The sequence below is a fragment of the Rhodoferax ferrireducens genome, assembly GCF_031458075.1.
Taxonomy (GTDB): domain Bacteria; phylum Pseudomonadota; class Gammaproteobacteria; order Burkholderiales; family Burkholderiaceae_C; genus Rhodoferax_B; species Rhodoferax_B ferrireducens_A.
In genome coordinates, this window is sequence record NZ_JAVDXT010000001.1 from 1,074,138 (window position 1) to 1,097,785 (window position 23,648).

At 61.0% G+C, this 23,648-nt stretch carries 21 protein-coding genes; 18 read left to right on the forward strand and 3 right to left on the reverse strand.

Translation table 11 applies throughout. The features are described 5' to 3' along the window. The first annotated feature begins 10 nt into the window (after positions 1–10). Genes nuoI through J2X19_RS05100 form a run of 9 tightly spaced genes read left to right on the forward strand, consistent with a single transcriptional unit; the run spans position 11 to position 8,028 of the window. Positions 11–520 carry an NADH-quinone oxidoreductase subunit NuoI gene (gene nuoI / locus J2X19_RS05060; protein ID WP_092758812.1) on the forward strand — a complete coding sequence of 170 codons (510 nt, stop codon included), beginning with the start codon at positions 11–13 and terminating at the stop codon, positions 518–520. Positions 521–566: 46 nt separating this feature from the next. Beyond that, the gene (locus J2X19_RS05065) at positions 567–1,223 is read left to right on the forward strand and encodes an NADH-quinone oxidoreductase subunit J (protein ID WP_310371211.1); all 657 of its coding nucleotides are present in this window, start codon (positions 567–569) and stop codon (positions 1,221–1,223) included. Continuing rightward, positions 1,220–1,528 (forward strand): NADH-quinone oxidoreductase subunit NuoK, encoded by a 309-nt coding sequence (gene nuoK, locus J2X19_RS05070; protein ID WP_092758808.1) that lies wholly within the window; start codon positions 1,220–1,222, stop codon positions 1,526–1,528. Before J2X19_RS05065 ends, nuoK begins: the two co-directional genes overlap by 4 nt. A gap of 5 nt (positions 1,529–1,533) precedes the next feature. After that, entirely contained in the window at positions 1,534–3,561 is a 2,028-nt protein-coding gene (nuoL, locus tag J2X19_RS05075; RefSeq protein WP_310371213.1) for an NADH-quinone oxidoreductase subunit L, read from the forward strand. A gap of 13 nt (positions 3,562–3,574) precedes the next feature. Further along, complete coding sequence (locus J2X19_RS05080) at positions 3,575–5,050, forward strand: NADH-quinone oxidoreductase subunit M (RefSeq protein ID WP_116604494.1); 1,476 nt, start codon at positions 3,575–3,577, stop codon at positions 5,048–5,050. Positions 5,051–5,073: 23 nt separating this feature from the next. Next, positions 5,074–6,561 carry an NADH-quinone oxidoreductase subunit NuoN gene (gene nuoN, locus J2X19_RS05085; RefSeq protein ID WP_116604493.1) on the forward strand — a complete coding sequence of 496 codons (1,488 nt, stop codon included), beginning with the start codon at positions 5,074–5,076 and terminating at the stop codon, positions 6,559–6,561. A 22-nt stretch (positions 6,562–6,583) separates the two neighbouring features. Beyond that, positions 6,584–6,886, forward strand: a complete 303-nt coding sequence (locus J2X19_RS05090) for a DUF2818 family protein (RefSeq protein ID WP_116604492.1) — start codon at positions 6,584–6,586, stop codon at positions 6,884–6,886. Between the two features lie 55 nt (positions 6,887–6,941). Further along, positions 6,942–7,541, forward strand: coding sequence for an NUDIX domain-containing protein (locus tag J2X19_RS05095; protein ID WP_310371216.1), 600 nt, complete (start codon positions 6,942–6,944; stop codon positions 7,539–7,541). Between the two features lie 7 nt (positions 7,542–7,548). Next, positions 7,549–8,028, forward strand: coding sequence for a DUF1178 family protein (locus J2X19_RS05100; RefSeq protein ID WP_310371217.1), 480 nt, complete (start codon positions 7,549–7,551; stop codon positions 8,026–8,028). Positions 8,029–8,221: 193 nt separating this feature from the next. Here J2X19_RS05100 and J2X19_RS05105 read toward each other — a convergent pair whose 3' ends face one another. The 3 genes from J2X19_RS05105 to J2X19_RS05115 form a co-directional block, all read right to left on the reverse strand. Beyond that, positions 8,222–9,517 carry a Glu/Leu/Phe/Val family dehydrogenase gene (locus tag J2X19_RS05105; protein ID WP_116604489.1) on the reverse strand — a complete coding sequence of 432 codons (1,296 nt, stop codon included), beginning with the start codon at positions 9,515–9,517 and terminating at the stop codon, positions 8,222–8,224. Between the two features lie 117 nt (positions 9,518–9,634). Further along, positions 9,635–11,818, reverse strand: coding sequence for a YccS family putative transporter (gene yccS, locus J2X19_RS05110; RefSeq protein WP_310371220.1), 2,184 nt, complete (start codon positions 11,816–11,818; stop codon positions 9,635–9,637). 106 nt (positions 11,819–11,924) lie between these two features. Next, on the reverse strand, positions 11,925–13,757 hold the full coding sequence (locus tag J2X19_RS05115) for an ABC transporter transmembrane domain-containing protein (protein ID WP_310371222.1): 1,833 nt from the start codon (positions 13,755–13,757) through the stop codon (positions 11,925–11,927). A gap of 81 nt (positions 13,758–13,838) precedes the next feature. Between J2X19_RS05115 and J2X19_RS05120 the strand changes: the two genes are divergently transcribed. The 9 genes from J2X19_RS05120 to pheS all read left to right on the forward strand — a co-directional run bounded on the left by J2X19_RS05120 (position 13,839) and on the right by pheS (position 23,633). After that, positions 13,839–14,369, forward strand: a complete 531-nt coding sequence (locus tag J2X19_RS05120) for a MarR family winged helix-turn-helix transcriptional regulator (protein WP_310371224.1) — start codon at positions 13,839–13,841, stop codon at positions 14,367–14,369. Beyond that, on the forward strand, positions 14,359–15,843 hold the full coding sequence (locus J2X19_RS05125) for an efflux transporter outer membrane subunit (protein ID WP_310371226.1): 1,485 nt from the start codon (positions 14,359–14,361) through the stop codon (positions 15,841–15,843). Before J2X19_RS05120 ends, J2X19_RS05125 begins: the two co-directional genes overlap by 11 nt. 52 nt (positions 15,844–15,895) lie before the next feature. Beyond that, positions 15,896–17,248, forward strand: a complete 1,353-nt coding sequence (locus tag J2X19_RS05130; protein ID WP_310371228.1) for an efflux RND transporter periplasmic adaptor subunit — start codon at positions 15,896–15,898, stop codon at positions 17,246–17,248. A gap of 28 nt (positions 17,249–17,276) precedes the next feature. After that, the gene (locus J2X19_RS05135) at positions 17,277–18,842 is read left to right on the forward strand and encodes a DHA2 family efflux MFS transporter permease subunit (RefSeq protein WP_310371230.1); all 1,566 of its coding nucleotides are present in this window, start codon (positions 17,277–17,279) and stop codon (positions 18,840–18,842) included. Between the two features lie 220 nt (positions 18,843–19,062). Further along, on the forward strand, positions 19,063–20,970 hold the full coding sequence (gene thrS, locus J2X19_RS05140; protein ID WP_310371232.1) for a threonine--tRNA ligase: 1,908 nt from the start codon (positions 19,063–19,065) through the stop codon (positions 20,968–20,970). Positions 20,971–21,059: 89 nt separating this feature from the next. Beyond that, positions 21,060–21,662 carry a translation initiation factor IF-3 gene (gene infC, locus J2X19_RS05145; protein ID WP_116604481.1) on the forward strand — a complete coding sequence of 201 codons (603 nt, stop codon included), beginning with the start codon at positions 21,060–21,062 and terminating at the stop codon, positions 21,660–21,662. A 221-nt stretch (positions 21,663–21,883) separates the two neighbouring features. After that, positions 21,884–22,087, forward strand: a complete 204-nt coding sequence (gene rpmI, locus J2X19_RS05150; protein ID WP_092758776.1) for a 50S ribosomal protein L35 — start codon at positions 21,884–21,886, stop codon at positions 22,085–22,087. Positions 22,088–22,113: 26 nt separating this feature from the next. After that, on the forward strand, positions 22,114–22,473 hold the full coding sequence (gene rplT, locus J2X19_RS05155; protein WP_092758774.1) for a 50S ribosomal protein L20: 360 nt from the start codon (positions 22,114–22,116) through the stop codon (positions 22,471–22,473). A 107-nt stretch (positions 22,474–22,580) separates the two neighbouring features. Continuing rightward, the gene (gene pheS, locus J2X19_RS05160) at positions 22,581–23,633 is read left to right on the forward strand and encodes a phenylalanine--tRNA ligase subunit alpha (RefSeq protein WP_116604480.1); all 1,053 of its coding nucleotides are present in this window, start codon (positions 22,581–22,583) and stop codon (positions 23,631–23,633) included. The last annotated feature ends 15 nt before the right edge of the window (positions 23,634–23,648 follow it).

Sequence of the window (23,648 nt, forward strand, 5' to 3'; positions counted from 1 at the left end):
AAAGTCGTTTATGTCCACATTGGCTTCTCCAGCCTTTTCGCTCAAAGACTTCTTGTCCAGCTTTATGTTGGCGGAGCTTTTCAAGGGCTTGGCGCTTACCGGTAAGCATGCTTTCCGACGCAAGATCACGGTACAGTTCCCGGAAGAGAAAACACCGATCTCGCCACGTTTTCGTGGCCTGCATGCTTTGCGCCGCTACGAGAATGGCGAAGAGCGTTGCATCGCCTGCAAACTGTGTGAAGCAGTTTGCCCGGCCATGGCCATCACGATTGAGTCTGACGTGCGTGCAGACGGTTCACGCCGTACCAGCCGCTATGACATCGATTTGACCAAATGCATTTTTTGCGGATTTTGCGAAGAAAGCTGCCCGGTCGATTCCATCGTGGAAACCCATGTTTTCGAGTACCACGGTGAAAAGCGCGGCGATCTGTACTTCACCAAAGACATGTTGTTGGCAGTTGGCGATCGGTACGAGAAAGACATCGCCGCAGCCCGTGCTGCAGATGCGAAGTACCGTTAAGTGCGACTGTTTACAGCCCCCGACCCCCTATAACAAGAATTGATCCATGGACGTTAAAACCGGCCTTTTTTATCTTTTTGCAACAGTTCTGCTGTTTGCAGGATTTCGGGTCATTACCTCGCGTAACCCGGTATACGCAGCGCTATATTTGGTGCTTGCGTTCTTCCAGGCGGCAGCTATCTGGATTTTGCTCAAAGCAGAGTTCCTGGCTATTGCCCTGGTGCTGGTGTATGTCGGCGCGGTGATGGTGCTTTTCCTGTTTGTGGTGATGATGTTGGATATCAACATCGACTCTATGCGCCAGGGTTTTTGGAAGCATTTCCCCTTTGCCGCAGCTGTAGGTGCTTTGATCGCTCTTGAGATGGCTGCCGTTCTGATGGGTGGATTCCGGGTCAGTGAAGAGTCGCGCAATTTGGCTGGTGCGGCCCCTATCGGTGCCCAGATTTCCAATACCAAGGAATTGGGCAAGCTGCTGTATACCGAATACCTGTATCCGCTGGAAATTGCGGCTGTGATTTTGTTGGTGGCCATCGTGGCTGCGATCGCTTTGACTTTGCGCCAGCGCAAAGATAGCAAACACACCAACCCATCCGAACAGGTGCGGGTCAGGGCACGGGACCGCGTGGAAATCATCAAGATGAAGGTAACCCAGCCCGCAGTGGAAGAGGTGGCTGCTGCTGCAGGTGTGGAGAAAAAAGCATGACGTTAACGCTAGGACACTTTCTATCACTGGGGGCGATTTTGTTTGCTCTGTCGGTAATTGGTATTTTTCTGAACCGTAAAAACCTCATCGTGTTGCTGATGGCCATCGAGCTCATGCTGTTGGCGGTCAATATGAATTTCGTAGCGTTCTCGTATTACCTGAATGACATGCATGGTCAGATTTTTGTGTTCTTTATCTTGACCGTGGCTGCAGCCGAATCCGCAATTGGTCTGGCTATCTTGGTGCTCCTGTTCCGTAACAAGTCCAGCATCAATGTGGATGAACTCAATACGCTCAAGGGTTAATAAAAATGAGTCAAACCCTTACAGCTTCTACTTTGCTGGCGGTACCGCTGGCACCTTTGGCAGGCGCCTTGTTGGCGGGTGTTCTGGGAACCGCCTTCGGTGGCAACCTCATCGGTCGGCGCGCAAGCCATAGCCTCACGATTCTGGGTGTTTTTGTCGCCTTCATTTTGTCGGCCATGACGCTGAAGAGCGTCGTGCTGGATGGCGCGCGTTTCAACGAAACCCTTTATACCTGGATGGTGGTTGGCGGCTTGCGCATGGAGGTCGGCTTCCTCATCGATGGCTTGACCGCCATGATGATGTGCGTCGTGACCTTCGTGTCGCTGATGGTGCACATCTACACCATCGGCTATATGGAAGAGGACGACGGCTATAACCGTTTCTTTGCCTATATTTCCCTGTTTACTTTCTCGATGTTGATGCTGGTGATGAGCAACAACATGCTGCAGCTGTTTTTTGGCTGGGAAGCTGTTGGCTTGGTCTCCTATTTATTGATCGGCTTCTGGTTCAACCGTCCTACGGCCATCTTCGCCAATATGAAGGCCTTCCTGGTTAACCGTGTCGGTGACTTCGGTTTCATCTTGGGCATTGGTTTGATTGCAGCATATGCAGGTACGCTGAACTATGCTGAAGCTTTCGCCAAGGCCGACGACCTCAGCAAACTGGCATTCCCAGGCACTGACTGGATGCTGGTAACCGTGGTGTGCATTTGCCTGTTCATCGGTGCGATGGGTAAGTCAGCCCAGTTCCCTCTGCATGTTTGGTTGCCGGACTCGATGGAAGGCCCAACACCCATTTCCGCACTGATCCACGCAGCCACCATGGTGACGGCTGGGATTTTCATGGTTGCGCGCATGTCGCCACTGTTTGAACTCAGTGAGACCGCACTCAACTTCGTCATGGTGATTGGTGCGATTACCGCGCTCTTCATGGGCTTCCTGGGCATCATCCAGAACGACATCAAGCGCGTGGTCGCGTATTCCACTCTGTCCCAGTTGGGTTACATGACGGTGGCCTTGGGTGCCTCGGCGTATTCGGTCGCGGTGTTCCATTTGATGACGCATGCGTTCTTCAAAGCGCTGTTGTTCCTAGCGGCGGGCTCCGTGATCATGGGCGTACACCACAACCAGGACATCCGCTGGATGGGTGGTCTGCGCAAGTACATGCCGATTACCTGGATCACTTCGTTGCTGGGCTCCTTGGCTTTGATCGGTACGCCGTTGTTTTCGGGTTTTTACTCCAAGGACAGCATCATTGAGGCGGTGCATGAGAGCCATCTGCCAGGTGCCGGTTTTGCATCCTTCGCCGTGTTGGCAGGTGTCTTTGTGACGGCCTTTTATTCGTTCCGCTTGTACTTCCTGGTCTTCCACGGCAAGGAGCGGTTCGACCAGAATCCGGATGCCCACCATGACGATCACCACCATGATGACCACGGACACCATGGTGACGGTAAGCCCCATGAGTCACCTTGGGTGGTGACCCTGCCTTTGGTCTTGCTGGCTATCCCGTCGGTGGTATTGGGTTTCCTGACGATTGAACCCATGCTGTATGGCGAGTTCTTCAAGGGTGCAATTTTTGTGGACCATGAGAAGCACGGCGCGATGGAAGAGCTTGCGCACGCATTCCATGGACCTCTGCAAATGGCCATCCATGCGTTGACGACCGCGCCGTTTATCTTGGCGCTGGCGGGTGTGCTCACGGCCTACTACATGTACATGGTCAATCCCGCGCTGCCTGCTGCGATCAAGCGCGCGTGCCAGCCCATCTACACCTTGCTGGAAAACAAGTACTACCTCGATTGGTTCAATGAAAACGTCTTGGCGCGTGGTGCACGCGGTTTGGGTACAGGTCTTTGGCAAATCGGTGACCGCGCCATTATTGACGGTGCTGTCGTGAATGGCTCATGGAAAATCGTGGGTTGGATTTCCGGCGCAGTGCGTTGGGTTCAGACCGGTTTCATTTACCACTATGCCTTGGCCATGATTGTGGGTATTTTTGTGCTGATGACGTATTTCGTTTGGCTCAACAAGTAGAGGAATAAGAAAAATGGGATTGTTGAGCCTTGCCATCTGGATACCGATATTCTTTGGCGTTGTACTTTTGGCCTTAGGCCGTGATGAGCAGGCAGGGGCGGTCCGCTGGATCGCCTTGATTGGTTCTGTGGTCAGTCTGCTGGTGACTTTGCCGCTATACCGTGGCTTCCAGCTTGGAACTTCGGCGATGCAGTTTGTAGAAAATACCAGCTGGATTGAACGCTTCAATGTCAATTACCACCTTGGCGTGGACGGCATTTCGGTGTGGTTCGTAATCCTCACGGCCTTCATCAACGTGATCGTTGTGATTGCTAGCTGGGAATCGATCACCAGCCGTGTGAACCAGTACATGGGCGCATTTTTGATCCTCAGCGGCTTGATGATCGGAGTGTTCTGCGCGCTGGACGGCATCTTGTTCTACGTGTTCTTCGAAGCTACCTTAATACCGATGTACCTGATCATCGGTATTTGGGGTGGTCCGAACAAGATTTACGCGGCGTTCAAGTTCTTTCTGTATACCTTGCTCGGCTCGTTGCTGATGCTGGTTGCTTTGATCTTCTTGTATGCCAAGTCGGGCGGCAGTTTTGATATCGCCACCTGGCAGCAGCTGCCTTTGGACGGCCCTACCCAGACCCTGCTGTTTTTCGCTTTCTTGGCGGCATTTGCAGTCAAGGTTCCGATGTGGCCGGTGCATACCTGGTTGCCGGATGTGCACGTCGAGGCGCCTACGGGCGGCTCCGCTGTGCTGGCCGCGATCATGCTCAAGCTCGGTGCTTACGGTTTTCTGCGCTTTTCTTTGCCCATTGCACCCGATGCCGCCCACGAATGGGCTTGGCTGATGATTGCGCTGTCGCTGACCGCGGTGGTGTATGTCGGTCTGGTCGCGATGGTCCAGGAAGACATGAAGAAGTTAGTGGCGTATTCTTCCGTCGCCCACATGGGTTTCGTGACCCTGGGTTTCTTCATCTTCAACGACCTCGGGATTTCCGGCGGTATCGTGCAGATGATTGCCCACGGTTTTGTCTCCGCCGCGATGTTCTTGTCGATTGGTGTGTTGTACGACCGCGTGCACTCGCGTGAGATCGCCAGCTATGGCGGCGTGATTAACACCATGCCCAAGTTCGCTGCATTTGCCTTGCTGTTTGCCATGGCCAATTGCGGCTTGCCGGGTACCGCAGGTTTTGTGGGCGAGTGGATGGTGATTCTGGGCGCGGTTAAATTCAACTTCTGGATTGGTTTTGCATCCGCCACGGCCTTGATTTTTGGCGCGGCTTACACCTTGTGGATGTTCAAGCGCGTCTATCTGGGGCCGGTGGCCAACGACGACGTGAAAGAGTTGAAGGACATCAATGCCCGCGAATTTTTGATGTTGCTGCTGCTGGCGATCGCCGTACTCGCCATGGGCCTCTACCCCAAGCCTTTCACCGACGTAATGGACGCTTCGGTGGCCGATTTAATCAAGCATGTTGCAGTTTCCAAGCTGAACTGACCCACTGAATTGAGAACGATAAGATGATTGACACAATCAGTTGGATCACGGTCTACCCAGAAATCGTCCTGTTGGCGATGGCTTGCATCATTGCACTGGTAGATCTGGCCGTGAAAAGTCCTCGCCGCACAGGCACTTATGCCTTGACGCTTCTGACCCTGGGCGTGGTCGCCTTCCTGCAAGGCCTTTACGCAAACGGCAATACCACTTTGTACGGCTTTGGCAACATGGTTGTCAGCGACCCCATGGGTAACTGGCTGAAGTGTTTTGCCACCATCTCGGTCATGGTGACCTTGGTGTACGGTCGCCCCTACGCGGGCGACCGCGGCATGCTGCAGGGCGGCGAGATGTTCACCCTCAGCCTGTTTGCGCTGTTGGGCATGTCGGTGATGATTTCGGGCAATAACTTCCTGGTCATCTACATGGGGCTGGAGCTGTTAACGCTGTCCAGCTACGCGCTGGTGGCTTTGCGCCGCGACAATGCGACGGCCAGCGAAGCCGCAATGAAGTACTTTGTGCTGGGCGCCTTGGCTTCGGGCTTCTTGCTGTATGGCTTGTCCATGCTCTACGGTGCTACCGGCACGCTAGAAGTCGGCCAGGTGTTCAAGGTCATCGCTTCGGGCCAGGTCAAGCACCAGGTGCTGGTATTCGGCTTGGTGTTTGTGGTGGCCGGCTTGGCATTCAAATTGGGCGTGGTGCCGTTCCATATGTGGATTCCAGACGTCTACCAAGGTGCTCCTACCGCGGTGACCCTGATGATCGGTGGTGCGCCCAAGCTGGCGGCCTTTGCCATCACCATCCGCTTGCTGGTCGAGGGCATGCTGCCCCTGGCTATTGATTGGCAGCAAATGCTGGTGGTGCTGTCGATTGGCTCGCTGCTGATCGGTAACCTGGCCGCTGTGGCGCAAACCAATTTGAAGCGTATGCTGGCCTATTCGACAATTTCCCAGATGGGGTTTGTCTTGCTGGGCCTGCTGTCGGGTGTGGTCAACGGCAACACTTTGTCGGCCGCCAATGCCTACAGCTCGTCAATGTTCTATGTGATCACCTATGTGCTCACCACCTTGGCAGGCTTCGGTGTGATCTTGCTGCTGGCCCGCGAAGGCTTTGAAAGCGAAGAGATCTCTGATCTGGCCGGCCTGAACGAGCGCAGCCCGCTGTACGCAGCGGTCATGGCCGTCTGCCTGTTCTCCATGGCCGGTATTCCGCCCATGGTCGGCTTCTACGCCAAGCTGTCGGTGCTGCAGGCGCTGATCGCCTCGGGCTATACCGGCTACATCGCGTTGGCGATATTCGCGGTGGTGATGTCGCTGATTGGCGCCTTCTACTACCTGCGCGTGGTCAAGGTCATGTACTTCGATGCGCCCATCACCGTCAGCACCGTGTCTGCGCCGCTGGATGTGCGGGCTGTGTTGACTGTCAATGGCGCCCTGGTCTTGATCCTGGGCATTGTGCCCGGCGGTTTGATGACCCTCTGCGCGCGCGCCATTGTTTTGACGCTGGGTACCTGATGCCTGCAAGGGCAGTGCTTCAGTGACGCAGACTGTTTCCGTATTCCTGCTCCTGTTGGTGGCGGTATGCGCCGCCAACCTGCCATTTCTGAGCAGTCGGTTGTTTGCCGTCTGGCCCTTGTCGCAGTCCAAATCGCTGGCTTGGCGTCTGCTGGAGCTGGTGGTGTACTACTTTGCCGTAGGCGGCCTCGGCCTGCTGCTGGAAAAGCATGCTGGCCAGATCGCGCCCCAGGGCTGGGAGTTCTATGCCATCACCGGCACCTTGTTCATTACCCTGGCATTCCCTGGCTTTGTAGTCCGCTACCTGCTCAAGCAGCGTAGCTAGCGGCTGCGGGCTTGGCTTGGGCGACAAGCCCGTTTGTCTTTTCTCATCGCCCACCATGCACATCCAAGACCAGCACCTGATTGAACGCAAAGTGGACAGCGCCGAGCTGCTCAAGGGCAGCTTTTTGCATGCCTTCCGCGATACCGTGCAACTCCCCGACGGCAGCATGGCGACCCGCGAATATGTGCAGCATCCGGGTGCGGTGATGGTCGTGCCCATGCTGGACGATGGCCGACTGGTCATGGAGCGGCAGTACCGCTATCCGCTGCAGCAGGTGATGGTCGAGTTTCCGGCCGGCAAGCTGGATGCAGGTGAATCCACGTTTGCCTGCGCCCAGCGCGAGCTGCTGGAAGAAACCGGCTATTCCGCCACCGAGTGGGCCCGCGCCGGCGTGCTGCACCCGGTGATTGCCTATTCCACCGAATTCATCGAGATCTGGTTTGCGCGTGGACTCAGCCTGGGCGAGCGCCGCCTGGATGCGGGCGAGTTTCTGGATGTATTCACCGCCAGCTTGCCCGAGTTGCTGCTCTGGTGCCGCGACGGTCAGGTCACCGACGGCAAGACGCTGAGCGCCGCTCTGTGGTTGCAAAACCTGGCAAGCGGCGCATGGACATTGGACTGGCAACCAGCAGCCACCCACGCAGCCGCGGGATAATCGGCCCATGAAGGTTCTGGATCTCCAATGCGCACACCAGCACCGGTTCGAGGGCTGGTTTGGCTCGGAAGATGATTTCCAGAGCCAGCTGGGCCGCGGCCTGGTGGAATGCCCGATGTGCGGCGACACCCATATTTCCAAGATGCTCAGCGCGCCGCGCTTGAATCTGGGCGCAGTGCAACCCGCCGTGGCCGATGCACCTGCTGCGCCAACCGAACCGAGCCGTGTGCCTGCAACAGCAACGGCAGCGCCGGCAGATCCCGATATGCAAGCCGCCTGGATGAAGATGGTGCGCCATGTGATCGCCAACACCGAAGACGTGGGCAGCCAGTTCGCCGAAGAGGCGCGCAAGATCCACTACGGCGAGCGCAAGGAGCGCAACATCCGGGGCGAGGCCACGGCCGAAGAAACCGAAGCCTTGTTGGATGAGGGTATAGATGTGCTGCCCCTGCCTATTCCTGCGGCCCTCAAACGCCCTCTGCAGTAAAAATTAGCGGCGCTATATATTTAATAGCTGCTACCGCATGCTAAATAAGCGCCAGCGGCCTAAAAGGCCCTAAACCGGCGCAATGATTCCCCTTCCAGAGATACCGCAGAACCGGCTTTGCCGGGCTGCAGGTATCGCCCCCTGCAAGGGGGGCGAAACGTGCATAGCACTGCAGCCTGGGGGGGTACCAATCTCAGGGATACAGTCCGCGCAGTTCGCGCGTATGCAGAATCCGTTTGCAGGCCACGATGAAGGTTGCGGTGCGCAGGCTCACCTTGTTGTCCTGCGCGACCAGCCAGACGGCAGAGAACGCTTCTTTCATGATGCGCACCAGGCGTGCATTGATCTCGTCTTCGTCCCAGAAGAAGCTAGAGAAGTCCTGCACCCACTCAAAGTAGCTGACCGTCACGCCGCCCGCATTGGCGATCACATCGGGCAGCACCAGGATGTTGCGTTCATGCAGGATGTCGTCGGCCTCGGGGGTGGTCGGGCCGTTTGCGCCTTCGATCACCATGCGGGCCTGGATGCGGCCGGCGTTCGCCGCCGTGATTTGCTGCTCCAAGGCTGCAGGGATCAGGATGTCGCAAGGCACTTCCCAGAATTTGTCGTTGCTGATGACTTCGGCGCCGTCAAAGCCGCCCACGCTGCCCGTGGCCTGCACATGCTTGAGCAGGGAAGGCACGTCCAGCCCGGCTTCGCGGTAGATGGTGCCGCCATGGTCTTGCACCGCCACCACGCGGGCGCCGGCTTCGGCAAACAGCTTGCCGGCCACGCCACCCACATTGCCAAAGCCTTGCACGGCGACGCGGGCGGTGGAGATGTCCAGCCCGATGTGCTTGGCGGCTTCCACACCCACGGTGTAGACGCCGCGGCCCGTGGCTTCACGCCGGCCCAGCGAACCGCCCAGATCCACAGGCTTGCCGGTGACCACGCCGGTGGCCGTCGAGCCCTGGTTCATGGAATAGGTATCCATCATCCAGGCCATGATCTGCTCGTTGGTGTTCACGTCGGGCGCCGGAATGTCCTTGTTCGGGCCGATGATGATGCCGATCTCGCTGGTGTAGCGGCGCGTCATGCGCTCCAGCTCGCCGCGCGACAAGGTCTTGGGGTCGACGCGGATACCGCCCTTGGCGCCGCCGTAGGGCACGTTCACCGCCGCGTTCTTGATCGACATCCAGGCCGACAGCGCCATCACTTCGGACAGGGTCACGTCCTGGTGGAAGCGCACGCCGCCCTTGCCCGGGCCGCGCGAGGTGTTGTGCTGCACGCGGTAGCCTTCAAAGTGGCGTACCGTGCCGTCGTCCAGGTGGATGGGCACGTCGACCACCAGGATGCGCTTGGGGCGCTTCAGGGTTTCCACCCAGCGGGCCAGATTGCCCAGATAAGGTTCGACCCGGTCTACCTGCTGGAGAAAAATACCCCAGGGGCCTACGTGGTCGGGATTGAGGTAAGAGGGCAGCGCATGGGCTGTAGGCGCGGTGGTAGCCATAGGTTTAATTCCCTAATTGAAGTTGGAAGCCGCAAGCTTAGAAGCCCTCAGCGCGTCTGTCCAAGGCCAGCTTCAAACCAATCTATGCAAAAAATGCATTAAATGAACAAAGCGGTTTCATGCCGCTGCCGCAGGGTCCAGTCCCAGCAGCTTTTCGGCCTGTACCCGCAGCGGCGGCAGCAGCTGGCCGATCAGCGCCAGCTGGGTCTGCACCACCTGGTGGGCCGCATCCGTACCCGGTGTTTCGGCCTCCAGCGCCGCCACCAGCGCCCGCTCGTCCGCGCTGGCCGGCGGCACCGGCTGGCGCTGGGCCAGGCTGCGCGCCAGCTGTTCCAGCGCGCTGGCCATCAGCTCGGCGGTCTGGGCCGTGGCCGCATCTTCTGCCGGGTCCAGCAAGGCCTCGCGGTGCGCACCCAGGGCCGACAGGTAGTTCAGCAAGGTATGCGACAGCAGCAGAAAGCGCAGGCCGCTGTCGCCCCGGCCTTGCAGAAAGCCCGGCTCCTGGAACAGGTTGGACAAGGCGGTGGACAGCGCCGCATCGGCGTTGTGCGCATTGCGCCGGGCCAGCCGGTAGGCTAGGTCGTCGCGCTTGCCGCTGTGGTACTGGGCCATGATTTCGCGCAGGTATTTGCTGCAGGCGGCCAGCGGCCGGGCCGCCACCTCGTGCATGCGCCGGCCCTGCCAGTCGGGCAGGATCAGGAACACCGCCAGCCCGGCGATCAGGCTGCCCAGCAGCGTGTCCACCATGCGCGGCACGATCAGGCCGTAGCCGTCGCCGATCTGGTTGAAGCACAGCAGCACCACCAGGGTCATGGCGCCAGTGGCCAGCGCGTAATGGCGCGTGCGGTTGCCGAAGAACACCACCCCGGCCGCCACCGCGAACATGGCCTGCAGCAAGGGGCTGGGGAACAGCCGGAACAACGCCCAGCCCGCCACCAGCCCGGCCATGGTGCCCACCACCCGCTGCACCATGCGCCGGCGCGTCGCGCCAAAGCTCTGCTGGCAGACGAACAGCGTGGTCAGCAGAATCCAGTAGCCTTGGCGCGCGTGGATCCAGTGCAGCAGGCCATAGCCAATGGCCAGCGCCAGGCCCAGCCGCACGGCGTGGCGAAACAGCGGTGTCGACGGCGTGAGCTGCAGCCAGACCCGGTCGAAGGCCTCGCGCAGCGATTGCGGCGAGCGGTCCAGCAGGCTCAGGTCCTGCGGCTCGGTGTCGGCGATGGGCTGGCTGGCGCGGGCCAGCCGGGCCTGCAACGTGCCCAGGTTCTTGGCCAGCGCCGTCAACGTGGCCAGCAGGCGCTGCCACTGGGGGCGCTGCAGCGACTCTAGATGGGCCAGCGCGTCCTGCAGGTCTTGCAGCGCCTGGGCGCTGGCGGTTTCGGGCAACACCGGCACGCGCAGCAGTACCGCCCGGGCCAGCCGCTCGCAGGCATGGCCTTGCAGCTTCAGCAAGCGCTGGCAGCGGAACAGCACATCGCTGTGGAAGAAGGTCTCGGTCAGCTCGGTATACGGCGAATGCGAGGAACTGGCCCGCTCATGCACCTCCTGGGCGATGAAGTACAGCTGCAGGTAATGCTGCATGCGGTGGCTGGGCACGGCTTCCATGCGGCTCCAGATGCTTTCCTTGGTGGCGTTCAGCGCGGTCACCACCTGGCCGTTGCGCTGGGCCAGGGCCAGGCGCTTGACCTCCTGGTCGATGCCGCGCACCGGCTCGAACAGCGAGGCTTTCAGCTGCAGGTAGCCGCCCAGCACGCGGTACAGCTGGGCCAGGTTCTGCTGCACCGGCTGGTGGGTGAACAGCCTGCTCCACAGCACCGACAGCAGGCCGTACCAGGTGGCGCCGCCCAGCAGCAGCACCGGCTCCAGCCAGAAGGCCTGGTCGCTGTTGGCGCGCTGGTCCATGCCGATGGTGGTGTAGATCGACAGAATCAGCGTGCCATAGGCAATCGCCTGGTAGCGCGGGCCGATGGCGCCCAGCATGGTCAGGCAGAAGGTCGACAGCACCATGCCCAGCACAAACAGCCAGGGGTGCGGAAACAGGGCCTGCACCGCAAACGCCGCCAAAGCAAAGCACAGCAGCGTCACCAGCAGCGCGCGCAGCCGGCCGCGCCAGTTGTCGTCGGTCTCGGCCAGTGCGCAGGCAATCGTGCCCAGGAACAGCGGCATCACCAGCTCCATGCTGTCGCGCATCCAGCAGGCGGCCATGGTGCTGCTCAACGCGATAAAGATGCGCAGGCTGTACGGAAAGGTGTCCAGCGCCCAGAGGCGGCGCAGAGACTGGGAGAGCGGGAAGAAGGGCATGGCGCAAAAATCTAGGGTGTGCTATTCAAAATATAGCTGTCTGCGCTGGTAGATACTGCGCTAGAGCCGTATTTTATGCACAAACTATGCCCGGTGACCGTGTGGTTTACACGGTGAATTGCAGTGCCGCAAGGCGCGCATACACGCCATCGGCGGCCACCAGCGCCGCATGCGTGCCTTGCTCGACGATGTGGCCATGCTCCAGCACCACGATGCGGTCGGCCTGCTGCACGGTGGCCAGGCGGTGGGCGATCACCAGGGTGGTGCGGCCACGCATGGCGGATTCCAGCGCCGCCTGCACCATGCGCTCGCTCTCGGCGTCCAGCGCGCTGGTGGCTTCGTCCAGCAGCAGCAGCGGGGCGTTCTTCAGCATGGCCCGGGCAATCGCCACGCGCTGGCGCTGGCCGCCGCTGAGGCGCACGCCACGCTCGCCCAGAAAGGTGTTGTAGCCCTCGGGCAGGGCGGTGATGAATTCGTGGGCAAACGCCGACTGCGCAGCGGCCACCACCTCGGCGTCGGTCGCGTCGGGCCGGCCGTAGCGGATGTTCTCCAGCGCGCTGGTAGAGAACATCACCGCGTCCTGCGGCACGATGCCGATGTGTTGGCGCAGGTCCTGTAAATCCATGTCGCGCGTGTCCAGGCCATTGATGCGGATGCGGCCCGACTGCGGGTCGTAAAAGCGCAGCAGCAGCTGGAACACCGTGCTCTTGCCCGCGCCGCTGGCACCCACCAGGGCTACCGTCTCGCCGGGCGCCACGTCCAGGCTGAACCGGCCGAGTGCCGGCTGCAAAGGCCGCGACGGGTAGTTGAAATTGAGGTCCTCAAAAACGATAGCGCTACCCGCTTGTGTAATCAACGCTGGCGTCGGATTTGCTGCAGATTTTATAGGTGACTCGGTGGCCAGCAGCTCCATCAGCCGCTCGCTGGCGCCCGCCGCGCGCAGCACGTCGCCATAGACCTCGCCCAGCACCGCGGTGGCGCTGGCGAGGATGATCACGTAGACCACGGTCTGCCCCAGATGGCCGGCCGTGATCGTGCCCTGCAGTACCGCCTGCGTGCCTTGGTACAGGCCCCACAGCAGCGCGCCCGAGGTGGCGATGATGATGAAGGCCACCAGCGCCGAGCGCGCCTTGCTGCGGCCCACGGCCGTCTGGAAGGCGGCGGCGGTGGAGGCGTCGAAGCGCGCCGATTCGCGCGCCTCGGCGGTATAGCTCTGCACTACCGGAATCGCGTTCAGCACCTCGGCGGCGATGGCGCTGCTGTCGGCCACCCGGTCCTGGCTGGCGCGCGACAGCTTGCGCACGCGGCGGCCAAACCACACGCTGGGCAGCACGATCAGAAGCAGCACGCCAAACACCTGGGTCATCACCACCGGGTTGGTCCAGACCAGCACGCCCAAAGCGCCTATGCCCATCACCGCATTGCGCAAGCCCATGCTCAGCGACGAGCCGACCACGGTTTGCACCAGGGTGGTATCCACCGTCAGGCGCGACAGCACTTCGCCGGTCTGGGTGGTTTCAAAAAACTCCGGGCTCTGCCGCAGCACATGGGCGTAGACGGCGTTGCGGATGTCGGCCGTGACCCGTTCGCCCAGCCAGCTGACGGTATAGAAGCGCGCCGCCGAGAACAGGCCCAGCGCCGCCGCTACGGCGAACAGCTCGAAGAAATGGTTGCGCAGCGCCAGCACCTGGGCACCGCGGTCGATGCTGCCGTCGGCACCGGTGGCCACCAGGCCCTGGTCGATCAGCGCCCGCAGCGCCAGCGGAAACGCCAGCGTGGCGCCCGCCGCCAGCACCAGGAACAGGATGGCCAGCCCGATGCGCCCGCGGTAGGGCCGCAGATAGGGCAGCAGACCCGACAGCGCGCGCGGCGAGGCTTTGGCGGGCGCGCTGGCCGTAGAGGAGGGGGCAGACACGGAGAGGGTGGTGGAGGTGGCCATAGTCTGCAAGTGTAGCGAAAGATAATGATGCAACAAACAAAGACTTGACAGTAATTGTCTAGGCAATTAATAATACGGGCCATGAACACACCCACCAATCCGGCGCCCGACACCACACTGGCTTTTTATGCGCCAGACAGCTACGTCGCCAGCGGCGGCAGCGTGGGCCACCTGATATCCCAGGTGGTCACCGCCTTCCACCAAGAGCTGGAGCGCCAGTTTGAACCCAGCGGTTTGACCAATGCCCAATGGAAGCCGCTGTTCAAGCTGTCCACTGGCGAGGTGTCCACCGTCGCCGAGCTGGCCCGGGTCTGCACCTTGGATGCTGGCGGCATGACCCGTATGTTGGACCGGCTGGAGGCCAAGGGCTTGTGCCAGCGCGAGCGCTCGTCTGAAGACCGCCGCGTGGTCAATCTGGCCCTCACCGATGCCGGCCGCGAGGCCGCCAAAGAAGTGCCGGTGGTGCTGAGCCGTGTGCACAACGCCTTTCTGGACGGCTTTAGCTATGAGGAATGGCAGGCCCTCAAAGACTATCTGCGCCGCATCCTGGACAACGCCAACAAGCTGCAACAACAGAACCAACTTCTGGACGAGAACAAGAATGGCTCCTAAATCTTTTCGCCCCTCTTTGCGCTCACTGCGTTCCGTGCCGCGCTTTGCGCTGGCCGCCACCGTGCTGGCCGCATTGACCGCCTGCGCCAACTACTCCGGCATCCGCCCCGAGGCGACACTGCGCGAAACCCCGTCGCTGGGCCTGGATGCCGCTGCAGCGCCGGTCGCCAGCATCGACGCCGAATGGTGGCATGGCTTCCAGGACGCGCAGCTGGACCAACTGGTGGCCCAGGCGCTGGAGGGCAGCCCCAGCCTGAAGCTGGCCCAGGCCCGCCTGCGCCGCGCCCAGGCCGCCACCGAGCTGGCCGATGCCGCCACCTTGCCGCAAATCGGCGCCGACGTCAGCGCCACCCACCAGAAATACACCGCCACCGGCGCCGTGCCCGCGCCCCTGGCCGGCTCGATCCGCGACACCGGTACCGCCCAGTTGACCGCCAGCTGGGAGCTGGACTTCTTCGGCAAGAACCGTGCGGCCCTGGACGCCGCCCTCGGCCAGGCCAAGGCCGCCCAGGCCGACACCCAGGCCGCCCGCGTGCTGCTGGTCAGCCAGGTGGCGCGCAGCTACTTCCAGCTGCTGCGCCTGGACGGCCAGCTGCAATTGGCGAACCGCACCCTGGCCCAGCGCAGCGAGCTGCTGCAGCTGGTGCAAGACCGCGTCAGCGCCGGGCTGGACACGCGGCTCGAGCTCAAGCAAAGCGAGGGCAGCCTGCCCGAAGCGCGCCAGCAGGTCGAGGCCCTGAACGAGCAGATCGCCCTGGCACGCAATGCCTTGTCGGCTCTGGTAGGCAAGCCGAATGTGGCAGATGCGCTCAAGCTACCTGCGCTGGCAGCTATCAAAACCGCAGCAAACGCACAGGCCATCCCCGCCGATCTGCTGGGCCGCCGCGCCGACATCGCCGCCGCCCGCTGGCGCATCGAGGCCGCCGGCCAGGACGTGGCCAGCGCCAAGGCGCAGTTCTACCCAAACATCAACCTGGTGGGCTTTGCCGGCTTCTCCAGCATCGGCCTGGGCAACCTGCTGCAGTCGAACAGCCAGCAGTGGGGCATAGGCCCGGCCATCCATCTGCCGATCTTCGACGCCGGCCGCCTGCGTGCCGGCCTGCGCGGCAAGACCGCCGACCTGGACGCAGCGGTGGAGAGCTACAACGCCGCCCTGGTCGACGCGGTGCGCGACGTGGCCGACCAGCTGGCTTCGCAGCAGTCCATCGCCTTGCAGCAAACCCAGCAGCAGCAGGCCCAGGCCGCGTCCGAAGCCGCCTACGAGATCGCCGTGCAGCGCTACCGTGCTGGCCTGGGCAACTACCTGAATGTGCTGAGCGCCGAGACCGCCGTGCTGGCCCAGCGCCGCCTGCAGGTGGATCTGGCCGCCCGCGCCCTGGATACCCAGGTGGCGCTGATCCGCGCCCTCGGCGGTGGCTATACCGCAAATGCTCCTGAATCCATAGCTGCTCGCGCAGGTGGAATCAGCGGCTAAGCCCTATTTAGTTTGAATAAATCGCTCCTATTTTTGATAGCAGGTACACACCATGAATGCTCCAGTCACCCCTAACGCCGCTGCTCCCGCCACCAACCCCCAGCGCAAGAAGTCGCTGATCACCATCGCCGCCGTGGTGGTGCTGGCCGGCCTGGGCTGGGCCGCCTACGACGCCGTCATCGCCAGCCATTACGAGAACACCGACAACGCCTACGTGCAGGGCAATGTGATCCAGATCACGCCGCAGGTCGGCGGCACCGTGCAGGCCATCATGGCCGATGACACCGACTTCGTGAAAGCCGGCCAACCGCTGGTGCAGCTGGACCCGGCCGACGCTAAGTTGGCACTCGACCAGGCCGAGGCCAATCTGGCCCAGGCCGTGCGCCAGGTGCGCACCTTGTACGCCAACAACGGCGCGCTGGCCGCCCAGGTGGCGCTGCGCAGTGCCGATGTGGCGCGCTCGCAAACCGACATCGCCCGCGCCCAGAGCGAGGTGGACCGCGCGGCCGACGACCTGCGCCGGCGCCAGGCCCTGAGCGGCAATGGCGCGGTGTCCAAAGAAGAACTCAGCCACGCGCAAACCCAACTGGCCACCGCCAAGAGCGGTCTGTCCACGGTGGAGGCCAGCATCGCCTCGGCCCAGGCCGGTGTGGTGGCGGCCAAGGAGCAACTGGCCAGCAACCAGGCCCAGACCGATGGCACCAGCGTCGAGCAGCACCCCAGCGTGCAAGCCGCCGCCGCCAAGGTGCGCGAGGCCTATCTGGCCAGCCAGCGCGCGGCCGTCGCGGCACCGGTCGATGGCTATGTGGCCAAGCGCACCATCCAGCTGGGCCAGCGCATCGCCGCCGGCACCTCGATGATGTCCATCATCCCGCTGAACCAGGTGTGGGTGGATGCCAACTTCAAGGAAGTCCAGCTGCGCAATATCCGCATCGGCCAGCCGGTGCAGCTGACCGCCGACCTGTACGGCAAGAAGATGGAATACACCGGCACCGTCGCCGGCCTGGGTGTCGGTACCGGCGCCGCCTTTGCGCTGCTGCCCGCGCAGAACGCCACCGGCAACTGGATCAAGGTGGTGCAGCGCGTGCCGGTGCGCATCGCCCTCGACCCGGCCCAGCTGGTAGCGAACCCTCTGCGCGTCGGCCTGTCCATGGATGCGACCATCGACGTGCGCCAGCGCGACGGCAAGATGCTGGCCGATGCACCGCGCAGCGGCGCTGTCACCACCCTGGCCGTGCCGAACGAGCAGGCCGCCGATGCCGAAGTGCAGCGCGTGATCGCCGCCAACCTCGGCCATGGCGTTACCAATGTGGCCAAGGCCGCTAAGCCCAACAAGGCCGACAAGGCTGTGGAAGCCCCGGCGGCGCTGGCCGCAGCGCCGGCTGCCGTGGCCCTGGCGCACTAAGCAAGCAACGTCCCTCAGGTCTACGCCGATGTCTTCTTCCTTCACTTACGTTCCGCCGCCCCCGCTCGAGGGTTCGGCCCGCATGTGGGGCACCATCGCCTTGTCCACCGCCACGTTCATGAACGTGCTGGACACCTCGATTGCCAACGTGTCCTTGTCGGCCATCGCCGGGGACTTGGGCGTGAGCCCGAACCAGGGCACCTGGGTCATCACCAGCTTTGCCGTGGCGAATGCGATCTCCGTGCCCTTGACCGGCTGGTTGTCGCAGCGCTTCGGCCAGGTGCGCTTGTTCGTTATCAGCATCCTGCTGTTCGTGCTGGCCTCGTGGCTGTGCGGCCTGGCGCCGAACATGACTTCGCTGATCGCCTTCCGCATCCTGCAGGGCTTTGTGGCCGGGCCGATGATTCCGCTGTCGCAGGCGCTGTTGCTGTCCAGCTACCCCAAGGCGCTGGCCGGCACCGCGATGGCGATGTGGGCCATGACCACCTTGGTGGCGCCGGTGATGGGGCCGCTGCTGGGCGGCTGGATCACCGACAACATCTCCTGGCCGTGGATTTTCTACATCAACATCCCGGTCGGTATCTTGGCCGCCGGTGCGGCCTGGAGCCTGTACCGCAAGCGCGAGTCGCCAACCAAGCAACTGCCGATTGATGGCGTAGGCCTGGGCCTGCTGGTGGTCTGGGTCGGCGCCTTGCAGATCATGCTGGACAAGGGCAAGGAGCTCGACTGGTTCCATTCCACCGAGGTGCAGATACTGGCTGCGGTTGCGCTGGTCGGCTTTCTGTTCTTCCTGGCCTGGGAGCTGACCGACAAGCACCCGGTGATCGACCTGAGCCTGTTTGCCCGGCGCAATTTCTGGGCCGGCACGCTGGCCACATCGGTGGGCTATGGCCTGTTCTTCGGCAACGTGGTGCTGCTGCCGCTGTGGCTGCAGCAGTACATGGGCTATACCGCCACCCAGGCCGGCTTCATCCTGGCGCCGGTGGGGCTGCTGGCCATCGTGCTGTCGCCCATCGTCGGCAAGAACGTGGCCAAGGTGGACCCGCGGCGCTTTGCCAGCTTTGCCTTCATCGTGTTCGCCTTGGTGCTGTGGATGCGCTCGCACTTCAATGTGCAGGCCGATGAAGCCACGCTGATGGTGCCGACGCTGATCCAGGGCGTGGCCATGGCCTTCTTCTTCATCCCGCTGAGCATTCTCACGCTGAGCGGCTTGACGCCGGACCGCATTCCCGCGGCCTCGGGCCTGACCAACTTTGTGCGGATTACCGCCGGTGCCTTCGGTACCTCGCTGGTCACCACGGTGTGGGAAAACCGCACGGCCTTGCACCATGCGCAGCTGTCTGAATACGTGAACCACGGCAGCCAGGCGGCCAACAGCACTTTGGCGGGCCTGGCGAATGCAGGCATGTCGCCCGAGCAGGCGCTGGCCCAGGTGAACCAGCTGGTCGGCCAGCAGGCGGCCACGCTGGCGGCCAACGATGTGTTCTTTGCCTCGTCGATTCTGTTCCTGATGCTGATTCCGCTGGTCTGGATTACCCGTCGGCCGCAAGCGGCAGGTGCGGCGGCGGCAGAAGCCGCTGCCGGTGCACACTGATCCGTGGTTAAAATCAGGGTCCGATTCCTTTTACAAGAGCTAGAAAGGCACTCCAGGTTATGACACCGCGAACTACTACCTCCTTGTTTTCAAGCACTATCAGGTCGTAGTCCGCGCACCTTGAGTGCATCTAGCTATTAAATTGTGAGCAAGCGCGGTCTTCGTACCGCGCTTTTTGCTTTCTGCAGTCCCGGCATACCGCTGTAAAAAACCACACACCATGATCCACATCACGCTCCCCGATGGCTCCATCCGCGAATTCCCCGGCCCGGTCACCGTCGCCGAAGTAGCTGCCTCCATCGGCAGCGGCTTGGCCAAGGCTGCGCTGGCCGGCAAGATCAACGACACCGTGGTGGACACCAGCTACCAGATCACCGCCGACAGCCCGCTGGCCATCATCACTGCCAAGGACGCCGAAGGCCTGGACGTGATCCGCCATTCCACCGCCCACTTGTTGGCCTATGCGGTGAAGGAGCTGTTCCCCGAAGCCCAGGTGACGATTGGCCCGGTGATCGAAAACGGTTTCTTCTACGACTTCTCGTACAAGCGCCCGTTCACGCCCGAGGATCTTCTGGCCATCGAGAAGAAGATGACCGCGTTGGCCGCCAAGGACGAGCCCGTGACCCGCCGCGTGCTGCCACGCGACGAGGCCGTGGCCTACTTCAAAGGTATTGGCGAGAACTACAAGGCCGAGATCATTGCCAGCATTCCGGCGAACGAAGACGTATCGCTGTACCGCGAAGGCGCGTTCGAAGATCTGTGCCGCGGCCCCCACGTGCCCAGCACCGGCAAGCTCAAGCACTTCAAGCTGATGAAGCTGGCCGGCGCTTACTGGCGCGGCGACCACAACAACGAAATGCTGCAACGCGTCTACGGCACGGCCTGGGCTACCAAGGACGAGCTGCAAAACTATCTGACGCAGCTGGAAGAAGCCGAGAAGCGCGACCACCGCAAGCTGGGCCGCGAGCTGGACCTGTTCCACATTGACGACCATGCGCCGGGCCTGGTGTTCTGGCACCCCAAGGGCTGGACGGTATGGCAGGGCGTCGAGCAGTACATGCGCAAGGTCTACCAGGACAACGGTTACCAGGAAGTCAAGGGTCCGCAGGTGATCGACAAGACGCTGTGGGAGAAGACCGGCCACTGGGACAAGTACCGCGAAAACATGTTTACGACCGAGTCGGAAAAGCGCGAATACGCGCTCAAGCCGATGAACTGCCCGGGTCACATCCTGATCTTCAAGCAAGGCATCAAGAGCTACCGCGACCTGCCGCTGCGCTTTGGCGAGTTCGGCCAGTGCCACCGCAACGAGCCCTCGGGCGGTCTGCACGGCATCATGCGTGTGCGTGGCTTCACCCAGGACGACGGCCACATCTTCTGTACCGAAGACCAGATCCAGGCTGAGTGCGTGGCCTTCACCACCTTGCTTCAAAAGGTCTACAAGGATTTTGGTTTCACCGAGATCATCTACAAGCTGGCGACGCGGCCGGAAAAGCGCATCGGCTCCGAAGAAAGCTGGGACAAGGCCGAGAACGCCCTGATGGCGGGTCTGCGCGCCTCGGGCTGCGACTTCCAGATATCTGCCGGTGAGGGCGCTTTCTACGGCCCGAAGATCGAGTACACGCTGAAAGACGCCATTGGCCGCGAATGGCAATGCGGCACCATGCAGGTCGATCCGAACATGCCTGAGCGCCTGGACGCCGAGTATGTGGGCGAAGATGGTGCCCGCCATCGCCCCGTGATGCTGCACCGTGCGATCGTCGGCAGCCTCGAGCGTTTCATCGGAATTTTGATCGAGCAACATGCGGGCGCGCTGCCCACTTGGCTGGCACCGGTACAGGTTTCCATCCTCAATATCACCGAGTCGCAAGACGCTTACTGTCGTGAAATTGCCAAATTGCTGCAGAATCAAGGGCTTAGGGTTCAGCTTGATCTGCGCAACGAAAAAATTACGCGTAAAATACGCGAGCATTCGATGCAAAAGCTTCCCTATATCCTCGTCGTAGGCGACAAGGAAAAAGAAGCTGGGTCCGTCGCAGTGCGCGCCCGGGGCAATATTGACCTCGGTGTGATGTCGCTACAGGACTTCCAGTCCAAAATTGCCAGCGACATTACGCTAAAACTGTAGTTTTTAAGTAAACCAAGGCTTTAGTGCACGCCCTGTCTGCGGTAGTTGCTATTTTTTATATAGCATTCTGATTTTTAAGGATTTGAGCCATCGCTACTGAATTTCGTGACCGCCGTCACCGCGAAGAACGCAAACACCGTCTTAACCGTGAAATCATGGCGCCGGAAGTTCGACTTTCCGGTCCTGAAAACGAGCCCCTGGGCATCGTCAGCCTGATGGAAGCTTTGCGCTTGGCGGGTGAGTACGATGTGGACTTGGTTGAAATTGTTGCCACGGCGAATCCGCCGGTCTGTCGTTTGATGGATTACGGCAAGTTCAAATACCAGGAACAGAAGAAAGCGGCGGACGCGAAGTCTAAGCAGACGGTCATCGAGATCAAGGAAATCAAATTCCGTCCCGGTACCGATGATGGCGACTACAACATCAAGATGCGCAATATCAAGCGCTTCCTGGCCGATGGCGACAAGTGCAAGATCACTTTGCGTTTTCGGGGGCGAGAAATCACCCACCAGGAAATCGGTATGGCCTTGCTGCAGCGCATCCGCAATGACTTGCAGGATCTGATCATCGTCGAGCAGTTTCCCAAACTGGAAGGCCGCCAGATGATCATGATGATCGCGCCGGGCAAGAAAAAGCCGGTGTCCAGTAAGCCTGCTGCAGAAGCAGCACCTGCGCCAGCAGCGGCATCGTAAGAATTTCAAGCTGCAGATTTCGGTCTGCGGCTTGTCAAGGTAGGGGAGTTCAATCCTCCCTACCTAAAACAGTGGCTAAAACCATTGTTTTAAAAGTGGAAGGCGCAAGCCGACCACTAAAAAGTGGCAAGTGAAAACTCGCCACTAAGAAGTGGCTCGGGGCCAACAAGTCTGGGATCGGTTCCCAGCGCCTCACGAGCACAATGAAAAGGAGCATTTAAATGCCCAAAATGAAGACCAAGAGCGCGGCCAAGAAACGGTTCCGCGTTCGTCCAGGTGGCACCGTCAAGCGCGGTCACGCCTTCAAACGTCACATCTTGACCAAGAAGACCACCAAAAATAAACGCCAATTGCGTGGTACTGCAACCGTGCATGAGACCAATATGGGTCACATGGCACAGATGCTGCCAGGCCGTGGCATTTAATTTAACGACGAACAAGGAGTAAATACATGCCTCGCGTCAAACGTGGTGTAACGGCTCGCGCCCGCCACAAAAAAGTTCTCGCCCTTGCAAAAGGTTTCCGCGGTCGCCGCGGTAATGTTTACCGCATCGCCAAAGAAGCGGTAATGAAGGCTGGGCAATATGCCTACCGTGACCGTCGTACCCGCAAGCGGGTGTTCCGTCAGCTGTGGATTGCCCGTATCAACGCCGCTGCGCGTGAATGCGGTCTGACCTACAGCCAGTTCGCCAATGGCCTGAAGAAGGCTGCCATCGAGATCGACCGCAAAGTGCTGTCCGATATCGCTGTGCACGACAAGGCGGCTTTTGCCAGCATCGTGGAGCAAGTCAAGGCCCGTCTGGCTGCTTGATTCCCCACGCTGGGCCGCTATTCTTTGGATAGCGGTCTGTGCAAGTAATACAAGGGCTAGAGCTTGAAAAAGCACTAGCCCTTTGTCATTTCAAGACAAGAGATGTTATGAACGAGTTGGACGCAATCGTCAGTGCCGCACAAGCCAGTTTTCAGGGGGCGAGCACGCCTGCCGATCTGGAGAATGCCAAGGCCCAGTTTTTAGGTAAATCCGGCCGCATCACCGAGTTGATGAAGGGCATGGGAGCTCTGAGCGTAGAAGAAAAAAAATCACGCGGCGCCTCCATCAATCTGGCCAAGCAGGCCATCGAAGCCGCTCTGACGGCGCGCCGCAAAGCCTTGGCCGATGCTGAGCTGGACCTGCAATTGAAAGCCGAAGCCTTGGACGTCAGCCTGCCAGGCCGCCAGCGCGGGCAGGGCGGTCTACACCCGGTGTCGCTAACCCTGGAACGTATCGAGGCCATCTTCGGCTCGATGGGATTTGAAGTCGCCCAGGGTCCCGAGATCGAATCTGACTGGTTTAATTTCACCGCGCTGAATACGCCAGAAGACCATCCAGCGCGCTCCATGCACGACACCTTCTATGTGGAAGGCGGCACTGCCACCGCGCCGAATCTGCTGCGCACCCACACCAGCCCCATGCAGATCCGCCATGCGGTCACTCATGTGAAGAAACACCGCGCCGCCATCGACGCCGGCCAGGTCATGCCAGAGATCCGCGTGATTGCGCCCGGCCGCACCTACCGCGTCGACAGCGACGCCACGCATTCGCCGATGTTCCACCAGTGCGAAGGCCTGTGGATCGGCGAGAACGTTAGCTTCAAAGACCTGAAAGTGGTCTTCACCGACTTTTGCCGCACCTTCTTCGAGTCGGACGACCTGGTGCTGCGCTTCCGCCCGAGCTTCTTCCCGTTCACCGAGCCCAGCGCCGAGATCGACATCCAGTTCCAGAGCGGCCCGCTGTCCGGCCGTTGGCTGGAAGTGGCCGGCTCCGGCCAGGTGCACCCTAACGTGGTGCGCAATATGGGCCTGGACCCCGAGAAATACATCGGCTTTGCCTTCGGCATGGGCCCCGACCGTCTGACCATGCTGCGCTATGGTGTGAACGACTTGCGACTGTTCTTTGATGGCGATATCCGCTTCCTCAGCCAGTTTCAATAAACCTTCAGCAGAACT